Here is a 22,120-nt window from a genome sequence, read left to right on the forward strand (position 1 = left end):
CTCTAAAGCGGCGACTTCATTAACGATAAGTAATTACAAGCACAGGTCTTTTACCCACAGAAGCATTCTCAGAGGATGCAAAATCTTTGCTGCCTGTCGAAGTATCCACCACATTCTCCAATAAGACAACACCATTGTTCGTTTTTGAACCATCTACCCACCCTTGAACCAGATCGGTAATATTAAAAGTGTACCAACCCTCCTTCACGCTATGGATTGTTAAGTTGTCAATGATGCTTGCACTATTAGACGGACGATTATTCCAATTTACTCCAGAAACCGCTTGCCCATTGATCCCTACCCCAGATCCTTCTGTCCATGAGCCTGTAACCTCTTGAAGACTTAGCAATTTATCCACCATGCCGTTTCGTGTGTTATTTAACATAAGATCCAAATGAGCGCTAGTAATAATAGCTGTTGCTGGAATACCTGAAAGTGAGAATTTGAAAAGTCCATTCTTTTCATCTGCACTTGTCCCTAAATAAGAAGTAACCTCGACTTCATCATGTCCACCCGTATTGTTGTCCATATAGGGCGTAAATTTGATAACATGCGCATCTGTAGCACCGGAATAGCTTTTTTCTCCCTGTCTGAAAGTAGCTGTAGTCAAACTATACGGTAAAGATGGGGTGACGGTTACGTCTGAAAAAGTTGCTTCAGTAAGAGCACCGTCATTATGTGAGGTAGCTGCCAAGCCTACATATACCAAGCTGTTCATACTTACTGTTTGAGCGCTGCCAATTTGCTGCCAGCTTGCTCCATCCGAAGATTTATATGCAGTAAACGTGCTTCCACTGCGAACCAGCTTTACATACTGAGGCGCAGTAACACCAGCTGCAGTATCGTAGTAAGTTGTACCTGTACCAGATAAATTTAATCCTGTCGTTGGACGACGTTGAAACATTGCTCCATTCGATGGAGACACTACCACATCCACAAACTTACTATCCGCATTTAATGATTCACGAATCATAATACCTGCTTTTGCAAATCCATCTGTATTTTTTAAATATCGAACCTTTGAAATAATAGTTACATCTCCAGTGACTGGTTGATACACATATTGAAATTCATCATTTGCCGTCCAAATATCAAAACCTGATGCCGATAGTGTAAATTGACCGTTTCTGTAACCGGCAGAGCCCACAGCACCAACAGCTCCTATATCTTTACGATTCCAGCCGGAAGGCAGGCTTTGTCTAAGATTCAAATAATTGATTAGCAACTGGGGGTAGTCTGTTTGGATCATCTTAGCCCCTTTGTTAATCATCCATCCCCAAACAGCCTCAGGGTTACTTACAGCATCGCTGTCTACATGTCCTGCGGAATAGTTGTTACTGAGATTTAAAGAGTTTATAAAAATTTTCGCTCCTGAATTCCTCATGGCGTTCAGGTTCGTATCACTTACTTGAGTATCTGATTCTGAATCAAATAGCAATTCAAAAACATCTGGATGCGCTCCGTTTATTAAATTTGTGATATCCGCTGCCTGAGCATCATCCACAACTGCAGCATAAAGCGGCCTTGGTGACTTTGAATCCATCCAGGCATCAACAACAGAGTTAGGTTCTTGACTCTTAAATATAGCTATGTCCGTAGTGCCTGTCGCTACAAGTACGTCCCAAATGGCATCTCTATATGACCACGCTTTATCCAGGTTAATCATAATATTTCCTTTTGCCAAATTCATAACCTCGGTTAAAGTAGGTACTCTTTCACTGGTGAGAGGCCTGCCTCCGCCCATCCCTTGCTGTAAATAAAGCGCTTTAATTTGAGCCAATGTTTTGGAAGCAACTGATCCTGTTCCGTTGGTTGTTCGATCCACCGTATCATCATGCATTAATACCAGTTGGTTATCCGATGTCATATGAATATCAATTTCAGCCATTTCAACACCCATATTAATCGCTCCCTGTACAGCAGAAAGCGAGTTTTCCGGACCGCTTCTCCAATCCGATTTATGAGCAACGACATGCACAGGACCATTGGGATCATGGAATTCAGAAACAATCGTACTAATCGAAACCGCATGAACTGGAGCCACATGAACCGTCATAATAGTTCCCAATCCTAACAAAGCAGATAAACAATAAATAAATATACACTTATTCATAATCAACCTCCCACTCGAATTGTAAACGATTACATTTTAATTATCGTTTATTGATTTAATTTTAGTCCTTTTTTAAATACTATGAAATCCTATGATTTAATTTATGGTATTAAATTATAAGGTATATTTAGTTAAATACCTCAATCTCTTGTAGAGCATAATGAGACCATGTGAGATTCGCGCTATTCATCTTAATCCTTACTCCTTTAACGTTGGCGACAGGAGTAAAAGACAACTGCCTAGATTCTGTTGCACCATTCGTCAGCCATGTCACGGCTCCTGAAGAGGCTACGGTTGTCCAATTCGTGCTCCCATCCGTTGATACTTGGATATCCCAATTCGTCGGTGCTTGCCCCTGGGCGTAATTAGTTGCAAGGTTTACTGCACTCACGGACTGTCCAACTCCCCAATTCAAGGTAACATATTGCGGAAAGCCTGGATTGTTGTTACTTACGATTGGTGCAGTTGTACCGTCATTAATGTTACTTGTTGGAAACTGGCCATCATTGCTTGTCGTGCTTGGTATTGCAAATAATGCAAGGTTATGATTATATACCGCGAGTTCCTCAATGGCATAATGTGACCATGTAAGATTCGCATTGTTAATTTTGATTCTTACTCCCTTCTTGTTGGTTACCTCATTGAAGGAAATCTCCCTGGATTCTGTGCTGCCGTTTGTCGACCACGATACTGCTCCGGAAGAGGCCACTGTTGTCCAGTTGGTGCTTCCATCAGCAGAAACTTGGATATCCCAATTCGTCGGAGCTTGCCCTTGCGCATAATTCGAAGAAAGTTTAACAGCATTAAAGGATTGCCCTGCACTCCAATTTAAGGTAACATACTGCGGAAAACCCGGATTATCGGTGCTTACGATTCCTGCACTTGTGCCGTCATTGACTTTACTTGTTGGATAATAACCATTGTTGCTTGTTGTACTTGCCGTCGCATTCAATGCTAGATTGGTTGGGCCTGCAGGTATGCCATTATTATAATGAAGTTTCACATATTCCGTGCCGCTTACAGCAACAGAAAACGTACCGTCAGTATTATTTGTAATGCTTTTCGAACCAGTTGAAACCCAATTATGATTCGCATTATAATAACCAACATCCGCTGAGCTCGGTATTCTGTTCGTTACTTTAAATGTGCCACCACCACCTAAGCCCATAAGCATGATATCGTTACTTGTTTTAAGAGCTATGCCGAGCCCATAATTGGACGTACTGAAATTCACATCAAAACCTATTGATTTGGTCTCACTACTGGTTTGACTCGGATTATAGAAGTAACTGATATCTGTTCCTGATGTATAGGACGTTAAATAGGGCTCTTTCGTAATTTGATTATTGGCATTGACGATTGTAGTTGCAGTTGGTCTCCATGTATGATCTAAACCTACCATCCCTTCACCGTCAATGGATTGAAACACTAATTGATAAATATCATAATGAACTGCGCCCTTGTCGTAGGCAGCTAATTCTAAATAAGGCGTATTGGCATACGTACTATTTTCAGAAATGGATAAGAATTTAGTCGAAGGATCTATGGAGTTGCGAATATTATTAATTTCCGACGTATACGGATCATTCCCCCAGAAGTCTATGTTAGGCGCATAGGTTAGCAAATTATTAATAATTGAAGCATTTTGACACCAATAATTCATCCGCGTATAAACGGAATAATCACTTTGTTTAATGACCTGGGCTAGCTGATTCTGATAAACGGCAAGCTGGTACTCTGCGAACGCAGCTCCATTGGTGTATCCTGAGGCATTATAAGCCGCTGTTGTGTCTGCATCGTAAGAACGATCCCACGGCCCACCATTGCTGCATGCCAGCGCATTTACCATCGACTCGTTGTTTACTTGAATGCCTATAGTCGTATGCGTAGTATCAAAGGAACCCAAATGATTCATCATAGCTTGCAAAGCTGCTTTTTCCCGGTTCAAAGTGTCCGAATCTGCCAAACTGTATCCTGTACAAGTTCCATCTTGATCGTGATTATAGGAAAAGATAGAACCATCACTATTACTATGTCTAGCATATACGGACGTATTACTTGTTATATACGAAGGCAGGAAATTAGAGCATCCGCCCCCTGCTACATTAATTCCGAACCAAATGATTTCAAGTTTCAATCCATTGTTTTTACTATTGGTAATATAAGAGTCCAACCAGGTCCAGTCATAATTATTCTGGGTAGGCTCCATTTGGCTCCAAGGTATGGGAACACTTATCGTATTAAAGCCTTGATTCTTTGCATCTGTATAAAAGGCTGCTGTATCTGCCAACGTTTTGCCACCATACCACACTGCACGATCAACTCTTAGTTGAACCGCAATTGGATTGAATGGCTTTCCCCCGACTTCAAGGTATGCTTTCCCCGCAGCGGTCGTTGATACCTTCGTAATGACAGTTGCCGCACTCGTAACAGCAGGGACACTTATTAAACTTATGAATAGAACAAGTGCTATTACCCTACTTACATAGACTTTGATAAATCTTGCTGAACCATTCTGCATGCTTTTTCCTCCTTAAATGGTTATAGCTCTTTACAAGCAAGCCTCATTTGTATAGCGCTTTTATTCCTTCGAATACCACCCCCTTTACAATTAAGCGTTGCAGTTCCCCATACATTGTTGTGCTATAGAATATGCATGCCCCCATTTTATCCAGCCTGCAATCTACCCCTTCACGGCCCCAGTTACAATTCCGCTAATAATAAAGCGCTGCATGACCACGTAAAAGAGCAGCAACGGCGCAATTCCGAGTGCCATCATGGGGAAGAATGCCGTCCAATCGACAGAAAATTTTCCGATATTTCTATATACCTCCAGCAAAATGACTCCCTTTTCCCTTGATTGCAAGAAAAGAAGTGGCGTATAAAAGTCGTTCCAAGTTGTCAATGAATCCAAAATCCCGACTGTCGCGATGACGGGTAATAAAAGAGGAAATGTAATTTTCCAGAAGGTAGCGAACACACCACATCCATCAATTGAGGCAGATTCTTCTAATTCCAAAGGAACGGTAGAGACAAAATTTTTGATTAGAAAAATATTAAAGGAAATCATGGTAAAAATATTGATTAGAATGACCGCTGTAAAGGTGTCAACGAGTCCTAACGACTTCATTAATTTAAATAGCGGAATAGTTGCTACCTGAAATGGCAGCGTCACACCAATCAGTATAAAAAAGAATAAGAAATTGTTGATGCGGTTCGGACGTCGAGCGAACGTGTACGCAGCAAGTGAAGCACATACAATCACGCCACTTACCGAAACAGCTGTAATAAAGAAATTATTCAAAAACACACGTGGATAATTCATCGTCTTCCAAGCTGCAGCATAACCACTAAAGTTGAACTTGTGAGGTAAACTCAATGGGTGTTCTGCTGCTTCAATTGGCGTTTTGAATGTTGTTACGAAAAGGTAATAGATGGGGATAATCATGATAGCGGCGAGCAGCAGCAGAATGATCTCTGTCATCACATTCCCGCGTCGTATAGATGATGTCTTCACAATAGTTTATCCTCCCATCTCTTTAAGATCTTCATTTGCACGGCAGCGATTAAGATAATTAGCAGAGAAAACACAACGGCAAACGCTGATCCATAACCAAATTGAGATTCACTAATCCCTTTGTTCATCAAGGTCATGACAATGGTCTCCGTGGAATGTCCTGGTCCTCCCCCCGTCATCGCAAAGACGATATCAAAAGCTTTTAGTCCTCCAATCATGCTCATCACGGTATTGAAAGAGATAGAAGGAATTAGTAGTGGAAGTGTGATTTTCCAGAAAATCACTCTACTATTTGCGCCATCAATATACGCGGCTTCGTACAGTTCCTTCGAAATCCCCTGCAAATTAGCTAAATAAATGACCATGGCATACCCCGTCCACTGCCAAACTTGCGTTATGATAATGGAATACAAAGCTAATTTGGGATTTCCAAGCCAATTGATTTCTGAAAGACCTATTGCTTTCAAACCTTGGTTAATCAATCCATAATCCGTAGCGGACATGATATACGACCATAAGAATCCAACTACGAGTGGACTTAAAACTGCTGGAGCAAAGAAAACAAGTCTTAATATATTTTTCGTTTTTAAGGGACGATTCAAGGCGACAGCCAACGGAATGGCCAAAGCATTCTGTAAGATTGTCATCGCAATGGCATAAATAATCGAGTTTTTGATGCCCACTATGGCCGAATCATCCCGAAATAAGTGAGTAAAGTTACGTATCCCTATAAAGTTCAGCTTGGGCTTATATAAGGACAAGTCCGTAAAACTGTATACAAAAGTGACAACTAAAGGATACATATAAAACAGTAAATATCCGAATAGAGCTGGCAATACAAACGCTATGAAGATGAGTTCTTTCCTCCACTGAAAGCCGTTAAGCTTTATCATGCTATCACCCCTTAAAAGCGAAATGTGGCATTCAAAACTGCCACATTTCTCCCTTTTTTCTACTTTTTCAAGTTGCTGCGAAGCTCATCTGCTTTCTTGTCAGTACCTTTTAATACTTCATCGATCGATTTAGCCCCTGACAGGTGGTCCTGAAGCAGCTTGCCTAATTCAGTAATAATCGTATCTCCAGAAATTACACCCCAGTTCGCCCATGGCACATAGACGTGACCTTGGTTGAATGCTTCTGCTGAATCCGAATATTGCTTTGGTAGACTACTGCTATCTGCACCTTTCAAGAAAGAAGTTCCAAAGCTATCTTTGATGAGCGCTGCCTGTGCTTCTGGCGTCGAAGTGAACTCCAAAATTTTCATTACATCTGCTTTATTTTTACTAGCTTTATTAACGGCCCAAGAGCTGCCAGGACCTCCAATTAGCCAACCCGTTCCTTCACTTTTTCCAGGTATCGGGAACATACCTAAATTTAAACTCGGGTTTTTCTTCATTAAGTCTTCATAAGACCAAGGACCTGATTCCCACATCGCTGCTTTGCCTGTTGCAAATTCATCCATCGCCTGATCGTATTCAATGCCAAGCATAGTCGGCGTCAAGTTTTTGTTTTGAATTGTTGTATCCCATAGCGTAAATGCGTCTTTCCAGCTATCGGACAATCTTTTAGTGCCATTTTCAAACTCTTGATCGAAGTTTTTGTTCTCTGGTTTCGCATAGAATTCATTCAACGCTACAGCGATGGATTGCTTCATCATCGGCTCCCAGGACTTAGCTCCCATCGATTGAGGCTTAATACCAGCTGCCTGGAGTTTCGCGTGGCCATTCATCCAATCAGCATATGACTTTGGAGGTTGTATACCCACCTTCGCGAAAAGATCTTTGTTATACCAGATCCCCTCAAACCAAGACTGCAGAGGAATCGAATACAGTTTTCCGTTAATTGTTAAAGGTTTTATCCCGGTATCATAGTATTTGGAAACAAATGGTTGCGAGGTCAGGTCTTCCAGATAGCCTGCAGCTGCCCATTTTGCATCTCCACCTTCGATAATATCAGGGCCTTCTCCACTGGCAAGATAGGTTGTAACGATATTCTGGTACGATTTGGAATCAACAAACTGGAACTGAATATCATAATTCGGAAATTGCTTGCGAAGCAGGTCTAAGTATGTCTTCCGAACATCTTCTTTGTTAAACCCGATAAATTTAATAGGTACTTTCTTCTCTATCGTGTCCTTGCTTGGGGTCGATGTTTCCGACGGGGCAGGGGTCGCTGCCTGTGTGCCTTCATCATTTGAACCACATCCCGCTAATAGAATCGAAGAAGTTAACACCGTTAAAGCTGTCCATGATACCGCTTTCTTCATATAGTAATTCCTCCCTTTTTATGCTACCCAAGTGATTGCTCGATAACCTTGACACTTTTATTGTAACGTCTTCCCATTTGCTTTGATGCGACTATATTTACGAATCACTAACCCAATATCACTGACTTTAAGCGCTTACAACGGAATACTAAGGTGAAAGAAAATCAGACAACTACAGCTCAGTTTCTTCTGAACTTTTGTTGTCTGTGTACCCATTTATCTACATTTCCTTACTAATTATGGGTTTTATACTCATTTGGACTAATTCCAACTTGCTTTTTAAACATCTTTGTGAAATAACTCGGGTTCTCGTAACCTATCTCTAAAGCAATCTCGTAATTTTTCATCGTTGTCTCCACGAGCATCCTCTTCGCTTGCTCTATCCTATATTCCGTTAAATAGTCCCATACATTCATACCCGTCTCTTTTTTAAAGAAGGTACTGAAATAGCTGCGACTTACAGAAACAGCTTCACAAATCTGTTCTAATGAGATATTCGTATTATAGTGCTGTTTGATATATTGTTTGGCTTGGTAAATGAGTGGGTTATGTTCGCTTTTCTCAAATCTGCGTAACGCATTTAGTTCTAATAAGATATCAATTATGAACTGTTGCAGTTCGGTTAGTGATCGAAACTTCTTGTCTACGTTCAGTCGAATACTATCCAACATTTGGAATGCTGTATGTTCGTCACGATTCCACAGCCTCATTTTCATCACGAACAATAGATCATAGAAACGGTGGTAAACATCATCAATATTCTTATCTGTATGGATTTCGATAACGTTCCAAAGCTGTTCGGCCAAATAATCCGTAGTAGAAGCATCCAACCATTTATCTACCCACCGTTGAAGTGATTGAATAAATGCTTCATTCGTAGACAGCCTCTGATCTTGTACAGAAGGCTGATAGATGAAAATTTGTCCGTCTTCGTGAAAAAATCGGTATTGAAGTGAATCAAGCGCTTCTTTATAGGCTTCGCTCAGTTGGTTTAAATCTGTTTTCACCAAACTTATACCTGCAAGGATTTGTATCCCGAGCCAATCTGTTCTTGCCTGCAGAATAGCGTCCAACGCTTCTACTTGGAAGGAAGCATGTAACGCAAATATCCATTCGCCAGGATAATTTTCAAAGAGAATATTTTGAAATACATCTCTATCTAAACGGATTCTTATTTCATTTTGCAACACTTTTGATACCTCAACCATTGTTTCTTGCAAATGCAGTTGTTCACCATAAGTCACACTTTCGGTTTTCAGAACAGCGAGACGATACTCGGTATGAGGCAGTGGAATACTTGACGACATCTGCTGAGGTAAGGGAGCGTACAGGAGATTTCGCCAGGATTGCTCTGCCTTCATTTGTTGCATTTCTTTCTCCTGCTCCTGTTGGGCAGCCGTCATTAACCATTCCTTTTGAATTTCTTTCATTACCGCCATAAGCTCGTTCTCATCGAGCGGTTTCAATAAATACCCTTTAGCACCGTTTTTTATCGCTTCACGCGCATATTCAAATTCTGCATAAGCGCTGACAATAATAATTTGCAAATCTGGTTTGGAGCTCAGCGCTCTGCGGATCAGTTCCATCCCGTCTACTTGAGGCATGCGTATATCGGTAATCAACAGATCGGGGTCTGTATCCTCAATCATCTCCAAAGCTTGTGCACCATTGATTGCTGATCCTACGATCTCTATTCCCATCTCTTCCCAATCGATAATATGCGCCATTAATTGCAGGGTTAATATTTCATCGTCTGCCAGCAGCATTTTCATAAGAATTCCTCCCAGGGAATGACAATTTGAATACAAGTGCCTTGTTCCACGTTCGTTGCTATCTGTAAGCCATACGCTTCCCCATATTTCATCTGGATGCGGTGATGAACGTTCATCAGTCCAACACCACCTTCCGTTTCCGTACCTGGCTTCCCGGAAAGCTTGCTACGTAATCGATCCGAATCCGCGGCACTCATACCGTTTCCATCGTCATAGACCGATATCGTCAGATCCTTCGCTTTCTGTACAAGGATACGAATGCTGCCCTGACCTCGATTGTGAAATCCGTGCAGAATTGCATTCTCAACAATAGGTTGCAGGCTTAATTTGATCATCGAAATCGATTTCAGACTGTCATCGCAATCGATATCATAGCGGAATTGATCCGGGTACCGATAATTCTGTATCTGCATATACATTTCGATATGTTGAAGTTCACTGGATACCGTTACAATATCTTGCACATTGTTAATCGCATACCGCAGCATACCGCCAATCAATGTTACCATCGTGCTGATGTCCTTGTTCCGCCCCGTTACTGATAATGCCTTTATTGATTGCAGTGTATTGTACAAAAAATGCGGATTGATCTGGCTTTGTAATGCTCGTAACTCCATAACTTTGCTTTGAATTTGATAGGTGTATACATCCCCCGTCAATATTTTAATATTCTCTATCAACGAATCGATTCGGTAAGTGAGCTTCTCAATTTCTTCTGTGCTTGTGTCGTATAACTTAAGATGATTATCTCCTCTTTCAATTTGTTGCATTTTTTGGATTAAACGAACGATAGGTCGCGTTAATTTGGCAGAAATGATAAAAGAAGCGATAAGTACAAGAATAATGCAAATGCCCGTTGCCATTAAAAAGTAGGTTCCAATTCGATAGGTATGTGCACTAATCTCTTTCAAAGGAATCAGGCTCACAATTTTCCAGCCTGTTACTTTCGAGGTATCGTACACAACCACGAAACGAACACCGCTTTCGTTCAAGATAAAATTCCCTGAGTGGGTATCCACTTGTTTCTGTAAAGCAGCTGACAGACCATCCCAATGAATATTAGTAGATGGCTTAAATATGGGTTCCCCTTTCGCATCGATGACAATTAAGAATCCTGACTTCTCCAACTGTGTTTCTTTCGCTAAAGACTGAATTTTACTTACACTTAAGTTGCATAACAGCATGGGAAAGGAAGAGTCCAGTGGACGAAAAAAATCATAGATAGGCGCAATGGCAGAGACAATCATTTCATCCGAGTTGCTGCTTGCATAATAATCTTGCGAGTGCACGCCGATAAAATTAACACGAAAGTAGGGAAATAACTGATTGGAATACCAAGATTGATCTTTAAAACGATACTCTGGTCTTACCGCTGCTCCTGTCTGATCGATCGCAATGCCATTCTTATCAAGTACAATAAAATCTTTGATGATCGGATTAAATTTCTGCACGTTCTGAAGATAATCATCAATGCGTCGCTGATTATTCAGTAATCCTGCGAAATCCGTCGGACTTACCGGTTGTGTCGCTTCATTGAGTACAGCGTTGCTAGCTGTTTGCTGCATTAAAGTGACAACCTGAGAAAATAGCGAATCGATATTACTTTTCTTTTCTTCAATGATCTTCTGAGTGTAGCTCAAGATTTCCTTAGACATGGTATTTGAAATGTAATTATAAGAAAGACTTCCAAATAACAAGATGATAATCGTAAATATAATACAAGAATACAAAGCGATATGACCGCGTATCGTTCTTATCTTGAAACGAAGTCGTTTCATAGTCAAAGCCCCGTTTCTTCTGAAGTTGCCGAAATGGAAAACGCTATCAATATAGGATGATTATAGATGAATTATCCTTGGATTGCTACGACAATAACCCTGATTTCTAACACAATATTACGCTCTGGCGTTAAAAAAGACCAATCGATTCGCGTCGATTGGCCTTACTTTTCCAGATACATCTTTAGTTAAATACCTCGACCTCTTGTACCACGTAATGAGACCAAATCAAGGTAAACACAGTTATAACTCATACAGTAAGCGTGATCTACAACTGCTAGAGGCCTGCCCACCAAGCATCAATTTGGGTTGGGATAATGAAAACCATCGAGAATTGGTATCTTGATATAACCTATTTCACTGCCTTTTGAGTAACAGATCCGCTTATTCGATTAACATCAGTTATTCCTTTCCACCATTTATAGGAAATGATTCCGTCGTCCTTCCTCTACTCGTGATGCTAATATTTATCTCGATATTTTGTAATGAATCCTCAGTCAATGGAAATGATTTTGAAGCTTTTAGTTGAGCCCATTCATGGTTTTTTTGGCGGTACAGAGATTCTAACAAATTGAGAGCATCTACCTTTTGTTTGAGTCCTTTCGCAAAGGTATTTCGGATCTCTTCGCGGATCATTTCTTCCGCTCGACTCCTGATGATCGAATCGGAAACTTCACTATCCATTTCATTGATGTTACCCCTTACCTTAATTTTGAGGTTAAAAAAAACCTTTCCTTGGCGAATTTCTGGTGTTATTTGTGTTTGTGGATGTTTAAAAACAACTGTTGCAACAGGTTGCTTTTCCGAATCGAGTGCAAGAGGTATACGTGCCGCTCGACTATCCAGCCACCGTGCCCCAGTAAAGGCTTCTGCGGATAAAAAACCATACCACTTCCCTGCATCAATTATGCCTACGCCCCCGACTTTGAGAGCTCGATATCTCATTTTGTTATCAACCCAATGTCCCTCCGATAAATTGATCATGGGAAGTAATACGGTTTTTCCAGGCTCCCGAATGTCGGTAATAAGGCTGTACAATCGCATGGGGTGTATAGACGAATTTTGATCATATACATCAGTTGGATCGCCTAACTGAGAATAAACAGGAGAGGATTCCATAATTGGCGAAGAAAGTAATATATCTTCCACTGAATTCTGCGTACCGAATATCCATAGGCTATAGCGAAATTCGCTATATCGTGTAAACTGATCTAATATTTCATGGATGCCAAACTTCAATACGGCTTCGCTAAGTACGGCAGTGTTCACATGTCCCCAGTAAATCCTTCGTTGGGTTGTCGCGTATAAATCATGAAGAGCAGCTTGAAATGTTTTACCTACTCCTTTCCCAACCCAACTCCCTTGCTTATCTCCCTGCCCCCCTCCGCTTTCTTGTTTCCCTAATGTGGTAAAATCCAAAATTTGTACATATATTTTGAATTGGTTATTCTGATAATCGACACCCACAGCATGAGCATAAAACATATGCTCCAATTCCCTCATATTCCAACAACCTGTTAAAAGAGGAAAGACAAAAAGGACAAACAAAACCAGGACAATGATACGCTGTTTCATTTATTTTTTGCTCCTCTCTCTTGTCGAATCCTGTACGTTCAGCATCTTAGGTCGTTTATTCTGAAAAGAAGCAGGCAGACGAACCAGTGAAGCGGTGACGTCACGCCAAGTGATGGGTGAAATCGGAGCCAGAAAAGGGATCCCGAAAGATTTCAAATTGGCGAGACTTATTAACAGGACAAAAATTGAGAGAAAAAAACCGAAGATCCCCAAAAAAGAACTGATGAGAAGAATTCCCAGCCTAATAATGCTCACACCCCCAGCCAATGATTGGTTCACCAAGGTAAAGGTAGATACAAGGGTTGCTGCTATCACAACCAATAACGAGGGGCTTGTAAGCCCTGCACGAATGGCTGCTTCCCCGATGATTAGACCACCAACTACCGCCAGAGTTTGTCCAACGGCGCTAGGCAGACGCATTCCTGCCTCCCTGAAAAGCTCGAATAATACAAGCATTACAAAGGCCTCAATTGGAGTGGGAAAGGGTACCCCCTTTCTCGAAGTTACGAGTGTAGCCAGCAATGTTAATGGGATTTGATCCTGGTGATAAGTAGTGATTGCAATATAAAAACCGGGAAGAAACAAGGAAATGCACAAGCCAAATAGCCTAAGTATTCTTCCGAATGTAATGTTTGAATACGAATTATGTATATCCTCTGCGGTTTTAACCAGCAGCATCAAATTTGCAGGAGCAATGATTGCCGTCGGGACACCGTCCAAAATAATCGCAAAACGCCCACGCAATAAGGAAGACACAACGTAATCTGGCCGGCCTGTGTAATCGAATAGCGGGATCAATGAGAATTTTGATTCGGACAACAACTCCTCCAATTCATTACTACTATAGACAGCATCGGTATCAATAGATGACAATCGTGCTTTTGCTTCTTCTACAATTTTTGGCTGGATGATATCTTTGATATACAGGAGCCCTGCTTTAGTTTGACTTCGTTTTCCAAGTGTAAATTGCTCATAGGAGAGGGACTTGGTTCGTAACCTTTTACGAACCAATGCAACATTAACGGAAATATCCTCGATAAACCCATCCCGTGGCCCGCGTATGGAAATCTCTGAATTGGATTCCTCAGGGTTCCGTGTTGGTGGTTTCGCAATATTAATAATGAAGGCGGACTTCACGCCTTCGAAGAATAGAATCAATTCCCCGTCGAACACTTTTGTCACTATATGGTCTAGTATCGTTTCTTTATGCAGTGTCGACATGGACCACCCAAGCAGAATCGTATCCTCAGTTAGAGGTTGCGAATCCACTTCCTTCAACCAATCATGCAGACTTGGAATGATCGTTTCGTTGATTTGTTTCGTGTCAACTATTCCTTCACAATAGATCAATAAGCTCGAAATATTGTACTCTGCATTCATAATCATTTTTTGAATTTTTACATCCTGACAGCCTGCGAACGTTAATAGTGCCCAACTTTCATTTTTAACTAAAGATAAATCAACAAATTGGGTTACACTATTACTATCTGTTTTCTCGCCATGTGCAATTGTTTTTTTGAAAGGCATTGAAAACAGTTTCCAAAGCTTCATATCTCCATCCTCCTCTTCCCGAATATCCATGCGACTGAGACGAACAGAACAGATAAAATCAAGGATAAAAGAAGCGAATAAGGAAGATACATGGTCGTCAGAAATTCGACGAACGTTCGATCATTGATTTGAATTTGAGAACCTATGATCATAATGGCGAATAACAAAACCAGCAAAACAGTTCGTCTCTTCCCTCTCTGAACGTCTAACAAATCGGGGATCAGGAATATCCCAATCGAGATCCGCGTAAATGAACCGACAAGCCATTGATATATGGAAAAAAAGTCAATGTGCTCGAGGAAGTGACCGAAAGTAACAAGCCTCCATTCTTCATAGGCAGGAAAGCGCATTCTTGCAGCTTCAAAGGGACCGAATATCGCAATGGCTCCCATCAATGGGCCCAATGTTAATCCCACTAAAACGATCCCCACCCACAGTAAGGAACGTAAACTCATTTTTGACTGAAGACGATGCTGAATGTATACAAAAAAAAGAATTCCTGTAAGCCCTGATCCCGCATACATAACTCCCTTAATAGCTGGTTCAAAACCATATTCCAAAAGGGGAAAAAGTAAGGAGTAATTTTTATGCGGGAAATTAGCTGTCGCAACAAAAATACCAAGTAGGATGACGAATGGGAATAGAATACCATTTACAATGGCAATCGTGCGTATACCGGAGTATACAGCATAAAATGAAACCAAGACCAAAGAGGAGACAATAACCACATTCGGCGTATCCGGTAGATAGGTGATGTTGCTCCAGTATGTAACATCCTTAATAGTCATTATGCACATTACAAATAATTGAAAAATGATAATCATGATGATCATCCAAGCAATTGGTACACCTAAACGTCGTTTTAACCATATAAAAAGATGTTCCTGCTTGCTTTGATCCATGATATAAAAAACAAAAGGAATCCAACATAAAAATAGTAGGCCCGCGACTAACACGGAAACCCAAGCGTCTCGACCTGCCGATCGCAGCAATGCAGGAAGCAAGATAACATGATCCAGAATTCCCAGCATAGTAATAATTATAAAGGATGCTTGCAAAATACTTATCCTTTCGATTTTCGCCATACTGAGCAACTCCTAGTTGATTTTATTTACTTCGAAAGGTATTTTTATCATAAATATCCAAATTTATTCATGTTCAATAGAACTTGCTGACAAAGACATTGTTCACAACATCATGCTTAGCCACTTCCATAAACCTTCCAAGGGATTCAGTTAAGGACTGTACTTGAGCAGATAGACGAGCCGTAGTCGTTTGTGCTCACGGAGAAAAATGACAAAATATTAATAACGAAGGTCGTCTGCAGTTGTTCATCAGAAATCTCAAGCAGAGACTGTCGAACGAATTGGACACCTGCTTTATTGACGAGAATTTCAATATGGCCAAATGCTTCAAGTGTTGCTTTTACTATACAAGAACTCGACTCTTTATTCCTTAGATCAATCGGGATCAGCAAACACTTCCTCCCCAGTCTATTCACAGCTTCCCGGGTTTCTACAGCATCCTGATGCTCATCCAGATACACAATAGCCAGATCAGCTCCTTCTTTAGCAAATGCTACCGCTACCGCACGGCCAATGCCATTGTCACCACCCGTAATAATGGCAACCTTATCTCTAAGCTTACCTGTTCCTCTGTAGTCGGGATTATCGAATATGGGACGCGGGACCATCAAATACTCAAGACCGGGCTGTTAAGGTGCCTATAACTATAAACAGAAACGGGTGAAATGAAATGAATTTTTCTGTTCTTATGGATGCTGTATATAATGGAAAGAATTTTATTGAGGGTCTGGAACAAATAAAGGCAGTCGGTTACAATGCCTTTGAATTTGCCAGTTGGTGGGACAAGGACCTCCAGGCTATTCAAGCTGCCAGAGAAAAGTATCAGCTCTATGTTTCAGGAACGGTTACGAAAACCTTTGAGTTAACTGATCCTGCTAGAAGAAGAGAATATATAGTGGGGCTGGGACAGGCAATAGCTGTTGCGCAAATGCTCGGATGCAATACCCTCTTCACCCAGGGAGGAAGCAGAGTTCCCGGACTATCCCCAAAGGAAATGCATCAAAGTATTGTGGATGGCCTGAAGGCGTGCATCCCATTATTGCAATATAACGGTATCATGCTTGTCGTTGAACCTGTCAATACACTTGTAGACCATCCGAATGCCTATTTGAACCATACGAAGGAAGCCTTCGAGATTATTGATCAGGTCGGTAGTCCCCATGTCAAAGTTCTGTACGACATTTATCACATGCAAGTCATGGAGGGAAATATTATAGATACACTCACCAGGAATATCCATAATATCGGACATTTCCATATTGCAGGTGTACCGGGTAGACATGAGCCCTACACGGGTGAGTTGTACTATATAAACATACTAAAGGCCATACAAGCAACTGGGTTTCAAGGTTATATAGGTCTGGAGTTTTATCCGCTTGAACCGCCAGCGATTGCACTCCAGAGATTTCGGGATTGGGTAAGGGCAGCGGGACTTATGTAGGTTAGAGTTAGAGTGAACATAATCAAAAACCGATTTTCCCATTTATTGGAAAATCGGTTTTTGACAGGAATAACTTCGATTTACAATCAATAGGAAAGCCGTTGCCTCCGGCATCTTTAGACGGATCTTGCTCCTCTTCTTCCCATTGGCATCCTCTCTGCGTAAGTATCTTATTTACAAATGGAATTGGCCTTGTTCCAACTGAAGTTATGTGCCAGAAAATGTTTTCAAAACCTAGCCATAAAGCGACTCAGGCAGAGCGAGTGATCTACAACGGTACAGCGGTTCGTAGTTATGTCAGCCCCGGAGGAAGCCGGCCCAAGAGAGCGGAATACACTGGAATCAAGTAGATTAGCCCTTTGAAGAGCTGCCAAGGAATTATACTGTCCCGGCGGCTTCCTTATGAGACGCTTCAAGAACCAGTTTTCCAGCGGCTTCCCCGAGCTTGATCAAGTTGATGATTACTTGCTCTTCCTGATCGACCTTCATGGGGAACCCCTCAACCCATAAGTTTGACATTACCAGCCCTTCTACAATTAGCGGATTGGCAAGTACGCTGCGACGCAATTCAACCGGGCCTCCATTGGGATCATACGGATTCAATAGTGCCGCAGCCACACGGCCATCCCCGGAATCCACCGTCAATGTGAATTCCGGAGTTCCCCAAACGTCGTCGGCGATATAGGTAAGCACTCCATTGGTTAATCGAGGCACTAATTCATGAAGAGCAGGCAATGAGGCAGCCAGCAACGCAGAGCATTCATCCCGCCTTAATAAAAGCCCAACCTCTAACGATACTCGCCACTCTCCGAGCCAGAAAGTAGGTTTGCAGGCTACCTTTACTTCGCCAAATTTCGGTATATGCAAATTAAAAGGGTCCGGGCATTCTCCTGCCACATTGTTGTATAAAAGATGAATCACTGAACGGACATCTGTACTCAAGGATTTCCTGAACCATGGCTGGCTGACCTTTCCATGGGCAGAGGCGTCGATAACCTGAGACGCTTGTATGAAACCATATCCTGATTTCGTGGCAACCTCGACGCCTTGTATCTTCCCGTCCTGTACCACAAGTCGTGAAGCCCATACTTGAAACCATATGTCAATGCCAGCTTGCTCCATGGCATCATCCATAGCAATAGCAGCGCAATTGGTATCAAGCTGGCCCCCAAACCACCCTTTGCGAGCCTCCAGAAATGCAAGTATGGATACACCTGTAGATAAGTCCGGATAACTTGACAAATCGACGAATAAATTACGGGCTCTAACTATTTCCCGGCCAAGCGAGCCTGTCGGCTCGATAATTACCACACTTAAACCGCCTTCGGCGGCAGTCTTAGCCGCAGCCATGCCCGCTACTCCACCTCCGACAACGACGACATCATAGGTCCCGATGATGCTATGGACATTCTCACTCATACTTGGACCGCTCCTTTCGTTTCACTCAATCGAGCCATCATGACAGCGGCTGCCGTTCTAGCATAGCCCCGGTAATCCTGCAGATATTGCTGCAGAAGCGACTCACCGTCTCCTCCGATTCGTCCAAGCAAATACCCTGATGTTATCTCAATCCCCCATCTCATGGAGCTGCATTCGCCCTTTGTCGGGGTAATACCGTGTGAACCCTTGACGAAATAATCGTCACCCAGCTCCGGGTCCTGCAGTAATTCCCGGAGCGCTTTGTCAGCCAGCCGTTGTTGTTCTTCCGTCATTTGGTCGGCAATGGCAACCAAATAATGCAGCATATACAGAAGCGTTGTGCTTTTTCGTTCTGTACGCAACAGCTCGATCACATCCGAAGCAACACCGGCTGCCCCCTGCTGCTTCAACAGAATTAACGCCGCAATCCAACGCTCCTCTGAGCAGGTAAGCGGATCGCTTTTCTTCTCGGCATCCTTGCTTCTGAACACTTCCTCCAACAACGAAATGCTGGCCGGATGCTTGATCAAACCCAGCGCTAGAGTGATTCCACGCCATTTCTTCCCTTGGGCATGCGGCAATGCCTCCAGCAAAGCGGATGCGCATACATCCCCGAGCTGCCATATCCACCATAAGGCGATGTCTTCCTGGGAGCCTCCCAAATAGTCGATTAACAGCTCGACATGATGCGTCTGATCCTCCTCTTGGAGCAGCTCACGGCGATGCTTCGTTGTTTCCGCCTCGAAGATCATCCAGGGCTCGCTCTCCCGCTCCAGGTCTGCTTGATTCAGTACGCCTCTGGCTATCAGCTTGCTCTGCAGCTTATGAATATCAACATGTCTTGGAAGGACTTGCTCATGGACACTTAAGGCCGCCGCAACGCCCGCTACTTCTCCAACCTTCTGCATATCCCTCTGCATACGCAAGGTCATCGAACAATCATGATCTTGGGAAAGCGCTCGGCAGCCGATTAACAGCCCTTCGATTTCTTGCGGGACAAAGCAACGGTATGGCACATCGCCGCCGAAAGGAAACTTCCGAAATCCCAGGATGGGAATGTAGATTTGCGTGAAATCACTTTCGTTCGCATAATCATAAGTATGGGTATCATGATGGGAGAAGCAACGCATCACCACATCATCGAACCTTTTATCATGCAGCAGATCATCTTGGTGGAGCACGTATTCCCCGATAATAATACGGCCTTCCCTGATGCCCAACTGAGGACCGACAACCGTGTAATGGGTATTAGCAGGGTTCTCCTGCTCTCTCCATGCGTATTGGCGTCCTGTCTTATAAGCCCGCGAAACATCCCTGAAATCGGTACTGTCTACCCAGCCCACATCGAAGTTCTTATATTGCAGGATGCTTCTATCGTCGATATAGCGGGGAACCATCGAAAATGTATGCATCGCCCCATCCCAATCGCGCCCCTGCATGAAGACTGCGCCAGCCAAATGGGCCACATCCCCGTCTCCCGTGGAATCAATCGTAACGCTGGCCGTGATCTCCAGACATTCCCGGTCGGTCTCGACAATTGCACCTATGATCTGTTTCCCGTTCATGAGGACATCCGCAATAACCGCGTCATAAATGACCTGTATACCTAACTCCTGCATCCGTTCGGTTATCACTACACCCTTTGCCTCGGGATGGAACCCCTTGCTCTTGCCGCCCAGTTCCTTCGTAAGCGAGCGTGTCGCTTGGTCGATGCCCATTTGCGCGCCGCCCAGGCTGCCATAATAATAGTAGTGGATGCCCGCACGGACACCGACGCCGCCTAATACGCTATCCCGTTCAACCAGCACAACATTCGCGCCTTCTTCCGCTGCGCCGATGGCAGCCAACGCTCCCGCGGTGCCACCTCCTACGACTAACACATCTGTAACGAGCTGTTTCACGCTGCAATCTCCTCCACATTCATTTTTGGTAAACGCCTAATAACCGCTCGGATACGTTTTCAGCAGATTATCCGTGTACTGCTTTCCGCCGTTTTTATACCAATTATTAATATCCTTGGTCACCTCTGCACCGCCAGCTTCTTCCCACTTCTTCACAAACTTATCGTAGTTCTCGATTTTTTCACTGCCGACAAGCAGCTGGGTGAAATAGTCATCCTCCATCTTACTCAACGATGCGTTATATTTCGTATAGCTTTCCAGCGGTGGCATCATGCCGGTAATATTGAAACGCGATAATTTATCATAGTTTTTATTTACCTTTTCATACGTTTCGAACAGGATGGCGTCCCTTCTTAGACGGGCCAGCCACATTTCCGAATATTCCTTCTCTCGTATGCCGAACAAATACCAATAGGCTTCCCCGCGCTGGTCACTCAATGCCGGCATAATGGGAATGTATTTGTCTTTTTCCTTAGTGAAGGTTTCTCCTTCCTTACCTATAGCAAGGTATTCGAAATTTTGGGGGTCCATTCTGCTATTCATAAACTTCATCGCATCCTCAGGATGCTTCGCGGATTTCAAGATGACGGTTGCATATACCAGATTGGCGTTAACAGATATCCCCTGTTCTCCGTTTTTGCCAATCAAGGGCTGCACAATATCGGTTTTGGCATTCGGATTATTTTTATATAACGCTGTAAATTGCGCTTGTGAGGATTTCCAGTCTGTAGGGATTGCTGCAGCCTTGCCCCCGGCAAACTTTTCGTCAACCGTAACTTTTTTATTAACGGGAAGATCCCGGTCAAGCAGCCCTTCATTATACAGCTTCATCATGAACGCCATATACTCCTTCATAGCTGGAAGCTTAAATGACGGAACGATTTCGCCATTCACATCCATCCATTGATTGTATAAGCCGAATGCGCTTTTTATTGTAGGAATCTGCACGGAGGTGCTAGTCAACGGGATCATGTCCTTATGCTTTTCCTTAATGGCTGTTAATGTTTGATAAAATTCATCAATCGTAGTTGGTGTCTTCATGCTTATGGAATTAAGCAGATCAGCTCTAATTCCTATCCCTAAAGAAATATTAAGTCTTTCGCTTCTTTTGGGGATGCCATAAATTTTCCCGTTGATCGTTGTTAGCTCCCACGCTTCCTTAGGGATGCCTTCCAGCACATTCTTTCCGTATTTGTCCAGCAGATCATTCAAAGGCATTAATGCGTTCTGGCTCGCCAGTAGACGGAAGGCCTGCGGCTGCATTCTAATAATGTCATAATCGGCGCCAGCTGCCACTTCAATACTCAATTTCTGGGTAGGGTCATCTGCAGGAAGCATGGAGTAATCTACCTTATAGCCCGTTCTTTCTTCAGTGGCCTTAGAGGTCGCGTCACTTCCCGGCTTGGCCAAGGCGTCATATTCCGCCATGACCTTAAGAACGGGCTTTGGCTTCTCCGCCGTCCCGGACGATGATGAAGAAGATGCAGGTTGATTACTGCAGGCGCTAGCTATGCTGGTTAAGACCAGCGTAGAGATGATCATGCCATTTAACGCGATTTTATTCGTATTGCTTTTCATGCGTTGCCCTCCCTGTCATATAGTATCTTAACGATGAATCTGGTCTTACAGCATCCCTGTTGCATGGCCCCTTCTGCTTCCCTCACATAAGCATCACCCCTTCCCTTACAGCGCCTCATTGCCA

15 protein-coding genes are annotated in these 22,120 nt (G+C 42.9%); 1 reads left to right on the forward strand and 14 read right to left on the reverse strand.

Annotated features, from left to right (window positions below):
• Positions 1-19 precede the first annotated feature (19 nt).
• The 11 genes from NST47_RS29335 to NST47_RS29385 form a co-directional block, all read right to left on the reverse strand.
• Positions 20-2,113 carry a DNRLRE domain-containing protein gene (locus NST47_RS29335; protein ID WP_341159784.1) on the reverse strand — a complete coding sequence of 698 codons (2,094 nt, stop codon included), beginning with the start codon at positions 2,111-2,113 and terminating at the stop codon, positions 20-22.
• 127 nt (positions 2,114-2,240) lie between these two features.
• Complete coding sequence (locus NST47_RS29340; protein WP_341158296.1) at positions 2,241-4,634, reverse strand: discoidin domain-containing protein; 2,394 nt, start codon at positions 4,632-4,634, stop codon at positions 2,241-2,243.
• A gap of 162 nt (positions 4,635-4,796) precedes the next feature.
• Positions 4,797-5,630, reverse strand: coding sequence for a carbohydrate ABC transporter permease (locus NST47_RS29345; protein ID WP_341158297.1), 834 nt, complete (start codon positions 5,628-5,630; stop codon positions 4,797-4,799).
• On the reverse strand, positions 5,627-6,523 hold the full coding sequence (locus tag NST47_RS29350) for a carbohydrate ABC transporter permease (protein ID WP_341158298.1): 897 nt from the start codon (positions 6,521-6,523) through the stop codon (positions 5,627-5,629). Before NST47_RS29350 ends, NST47_RS29345 begins: the two co-directional genes overlap by 4 nt.
• A gap of 59 nt (positions 6,524-6,582) precedes the next feature.
• Positions 6,583-7,896, reverse strand: coding sequence for an ABC transporter substrate-binding protein (locus tag NST47_RS29355; protein ID WP_341158299.1), 1,314 nt, complete (start codon positions 7,894-7,896; stop codon positions 6,583-6,585).
• Positions 7,897-8,129: 233 nt separating this feature from the next.
• On the reverse strand, positions 8,130-9,668 hold the full coding sequence (locus NST47_RS29360; RefSeq protein ID WP_341158300.1) for a response regulator transcription factor: 1,539 nt from the start codon (positions 9,666-9,668) through the stop codon (positions 8,130-8,132).
• Positions 9,665-11,446: a sensor histidine kinase gene (locus NST47_RS29365; protein ID WP_341158301.1), complete on the reverse strand. Its 1,782-nt coding sequence runs from the start codon at positions 11,444-11,446 to the stop codon at positions 9,665-9,667. The genes NST47_RS29360 and NST47_RS29365 overlap by 4 nt, the downstream gene beginning before the upstream one ends.
• 402 nt (positions 11,447-11,848) lie before the next feature.
• Positions 11,849-13,021: a Ger(x)C family spore germination protein gene (locus NST47_RS29370; protein WP_341158302.1), complete on the reverse strand. Its 1,173-nt coding sequence runs from the start codon at positions 13,019-13,021 to the stop codon at positions 11,849-11,851.
• The gene (locus NST47_RS29375) at positions 13,022-14,572 is read right to left on the reverse strand and encodes a spore germination protein (RefSeq protein ID WP_341158303.1); all 1,551 of its coding nucleotides are present in this window, start codon (positions 14,570-14,572) and stop codon (positions 13,022-13,024) included.
• Positions 14,569-15,657, reverse strand: a complete 1,089-nt coding sequence (locus NST47_RS29380; protein ID WP_341158304.1) for a GerAB/ArcD/ProY family transporter — start codon at positions 15,655-15,657, stop codon at positions 14,569-14,571. Before NST47_RS29380 ends, NST47_RS29375 begins: the two co-directional genes overlap by 4 nt.
• 146 nt (positions 15,658-15,803) lie before the next feature.
• On the reverse strand, positions 15,804-16,265 hold the full coding sequence (locus tag NST47_RS29385) for an SDR family NAD(P)-dependent oxidoreductase (protein ID WP_445667414.1): 462 nt from the start codon (positions 16,263-16,265) through the stop codon (positions 15,804-15,806).
• 62 nt (positions 16,266-16,327) lie between these two features.
• On the opposite strand from NST47_RS29385, the gene NST47_RS29390 reads away from it, so the two are divergent.
• On the forward strand, positions 16,328-17,098 hold the full coding sequence (locus NST47_RS29390; protein WP_341158305.1) for a hydroxypyruvate isomerase family protein: 771 nt from the start codon (positions 16,328-16,330) through the stop codon (positions 17,096-17,098).
• A 378-nt stretch (positions 17,099-17,476) separates the two neighbouring features.
• Here NST47_RS29390 and NST47_RS29395 read toward each other — a convergent pair whose 3' ends face one another.
• From NST47_RS29395 to NST47_RS29405, 3 genes are read right to left on the reverse strand one after another with little or no spacing between them, the layout of a single operon-like run.
• Positions 17,477-18,517, reverse strand: a complete 1,041-nt coding sequence (locus tag NST47_RS29395) for an FAD-dependent oxidoreductase (RefSeq protein WP_341158306.1) — start codon at positions 18,515-18,517, stop codon at positions 17,477-17,479.
• A complete protein-coding gene (locus tag NST47_RS29400; protein WP_341158307.1) occupies positions 18,514-20,418 on the reverse strand; it encodes an FAD-dependent oxidoreductase in 1,905 nt (634 codons plus the stop codon). Before NST47_RS29400 ends, NST47_RS29395 begins: the two co-directional genes overlap by 4 nt.
• A 36-nt stretch (positions 20,419-20,454) precedes the next feature.
• On the reverse strand, positions 20,455-21,996 hold the full coding sequence (locus tag NST47_RS29405; RefSeq protein ID WP_341158308.1) for an extracellular solute-binding protein: 1,542 nt from the start codon (positions 21,994-21,996) through the stop codon (positions 20,455-20,457).
• Positions 21,997-22,120 lie beyond the last annotated feature (124 nt).

It is taken from the genome of Paenibacillus sp. FSL H8-0034 (assembly GCF_038000305.1).
Lineage (GTDB): Bacteria > Bacillota > Bacilli > Paenibacillales > NBRC-103111 > Paenibacillus_S.

Excerpts from the sequence above, each read along its gene's own strand:
- NST47_RS29335 (WP_341159784.1), bottom strand. The coding sequence starts at position 2,113 with ATGAATAAGTGTATATTTATTTATTGTTTATCTGCTTTGTTAGGATTG.
- NST47_RS29340 (WP_341158296.1), bottom strand. The coding sequence starts at position 4,634 with ATGCAGAATGGTTCAGCAAGATTTATCAAAGTCTATGTAAGTAGGGTA.
- NST47_RS29350 (WP_341158298.1), bottom strand. The coding sequence starts at position 6,523 with ATGATAAAGCTTAACGGCTTTCAGTGGAGGAAAGAACTCATCTTCATA.
- NST47_RS29355 (WP_341158299.1), bottom strand. The coding sequence starts at position 7,896 with ATGAAGAAAGCGGTATCATGGACAGCTTTAACGGTGTTAACTTCTTCG.
- NST47_RS29360 (WP_341158300.1), bottom strand. The coding sequence starts at position 9,668 with ATGAAAATGCTGCTGGCAGACGATGAAATATTAACCCTGCAATTAATG.
- NST47_RS29365 (WP_341158301.1), bottom strand. The coding sequence starts at position 11,446 with ATGAAACGACTTCGTTTCAAGATAAGAACGATACGCGGTCATATCGCT.
- NST47_RS29370 (WP_341158302.1), bottom strand. The coding sequence starts at position 13,021 with ATGAAACAGCGTATCATTGTCCTGGTTTTGTTTGTCCTTTTTGTCTTT.
- NST47_RS29375 (WP_341158303.1), bottom strand. The coding sequence starts at position 14,572 with ATGAAGCTTTGGAAACTGTTTTCAATGCCTTTCAAAAAAACAATTGCA.
- NST47_RS29380 (WP_341158304.1), bottom strand. The coding sequence starts at position 15,657 with ATGGCGAAAATCGAAAGGATAAGTATTTTGCAAGCATCCTTTATAATT.
- NST47_RS29385 (WP_445667414.1), bottom strand. The coding sequence starts at position 16,265 with ATGGTCCCGCGTCCCATATTCGATAATCCCGACTACAGAGGAACAGGT.
- NST47_RS29390 (WP_341158305.1), top strand. The coding sequence starts at position 16,328 with ATGAATTTTTCTGTTCTTATGGATGCTGTATATAATGGAAAGAATTTT.
- NST47_RS29395 (WP_341158306.1), bottom strand. The coding sequence starts at position 18,517 with ATGAGTGAGAATGTCCATAGCATCATCGGGACCTATGATGTCGTCGTT.
- NST47_RS29405 (WP_341158308.1), bottom strand. The coding sequence starts at position 21,996 with ATGAAAAGCAATACGAATAAAATCGCGTTAAATGGCATGATCATCTCT.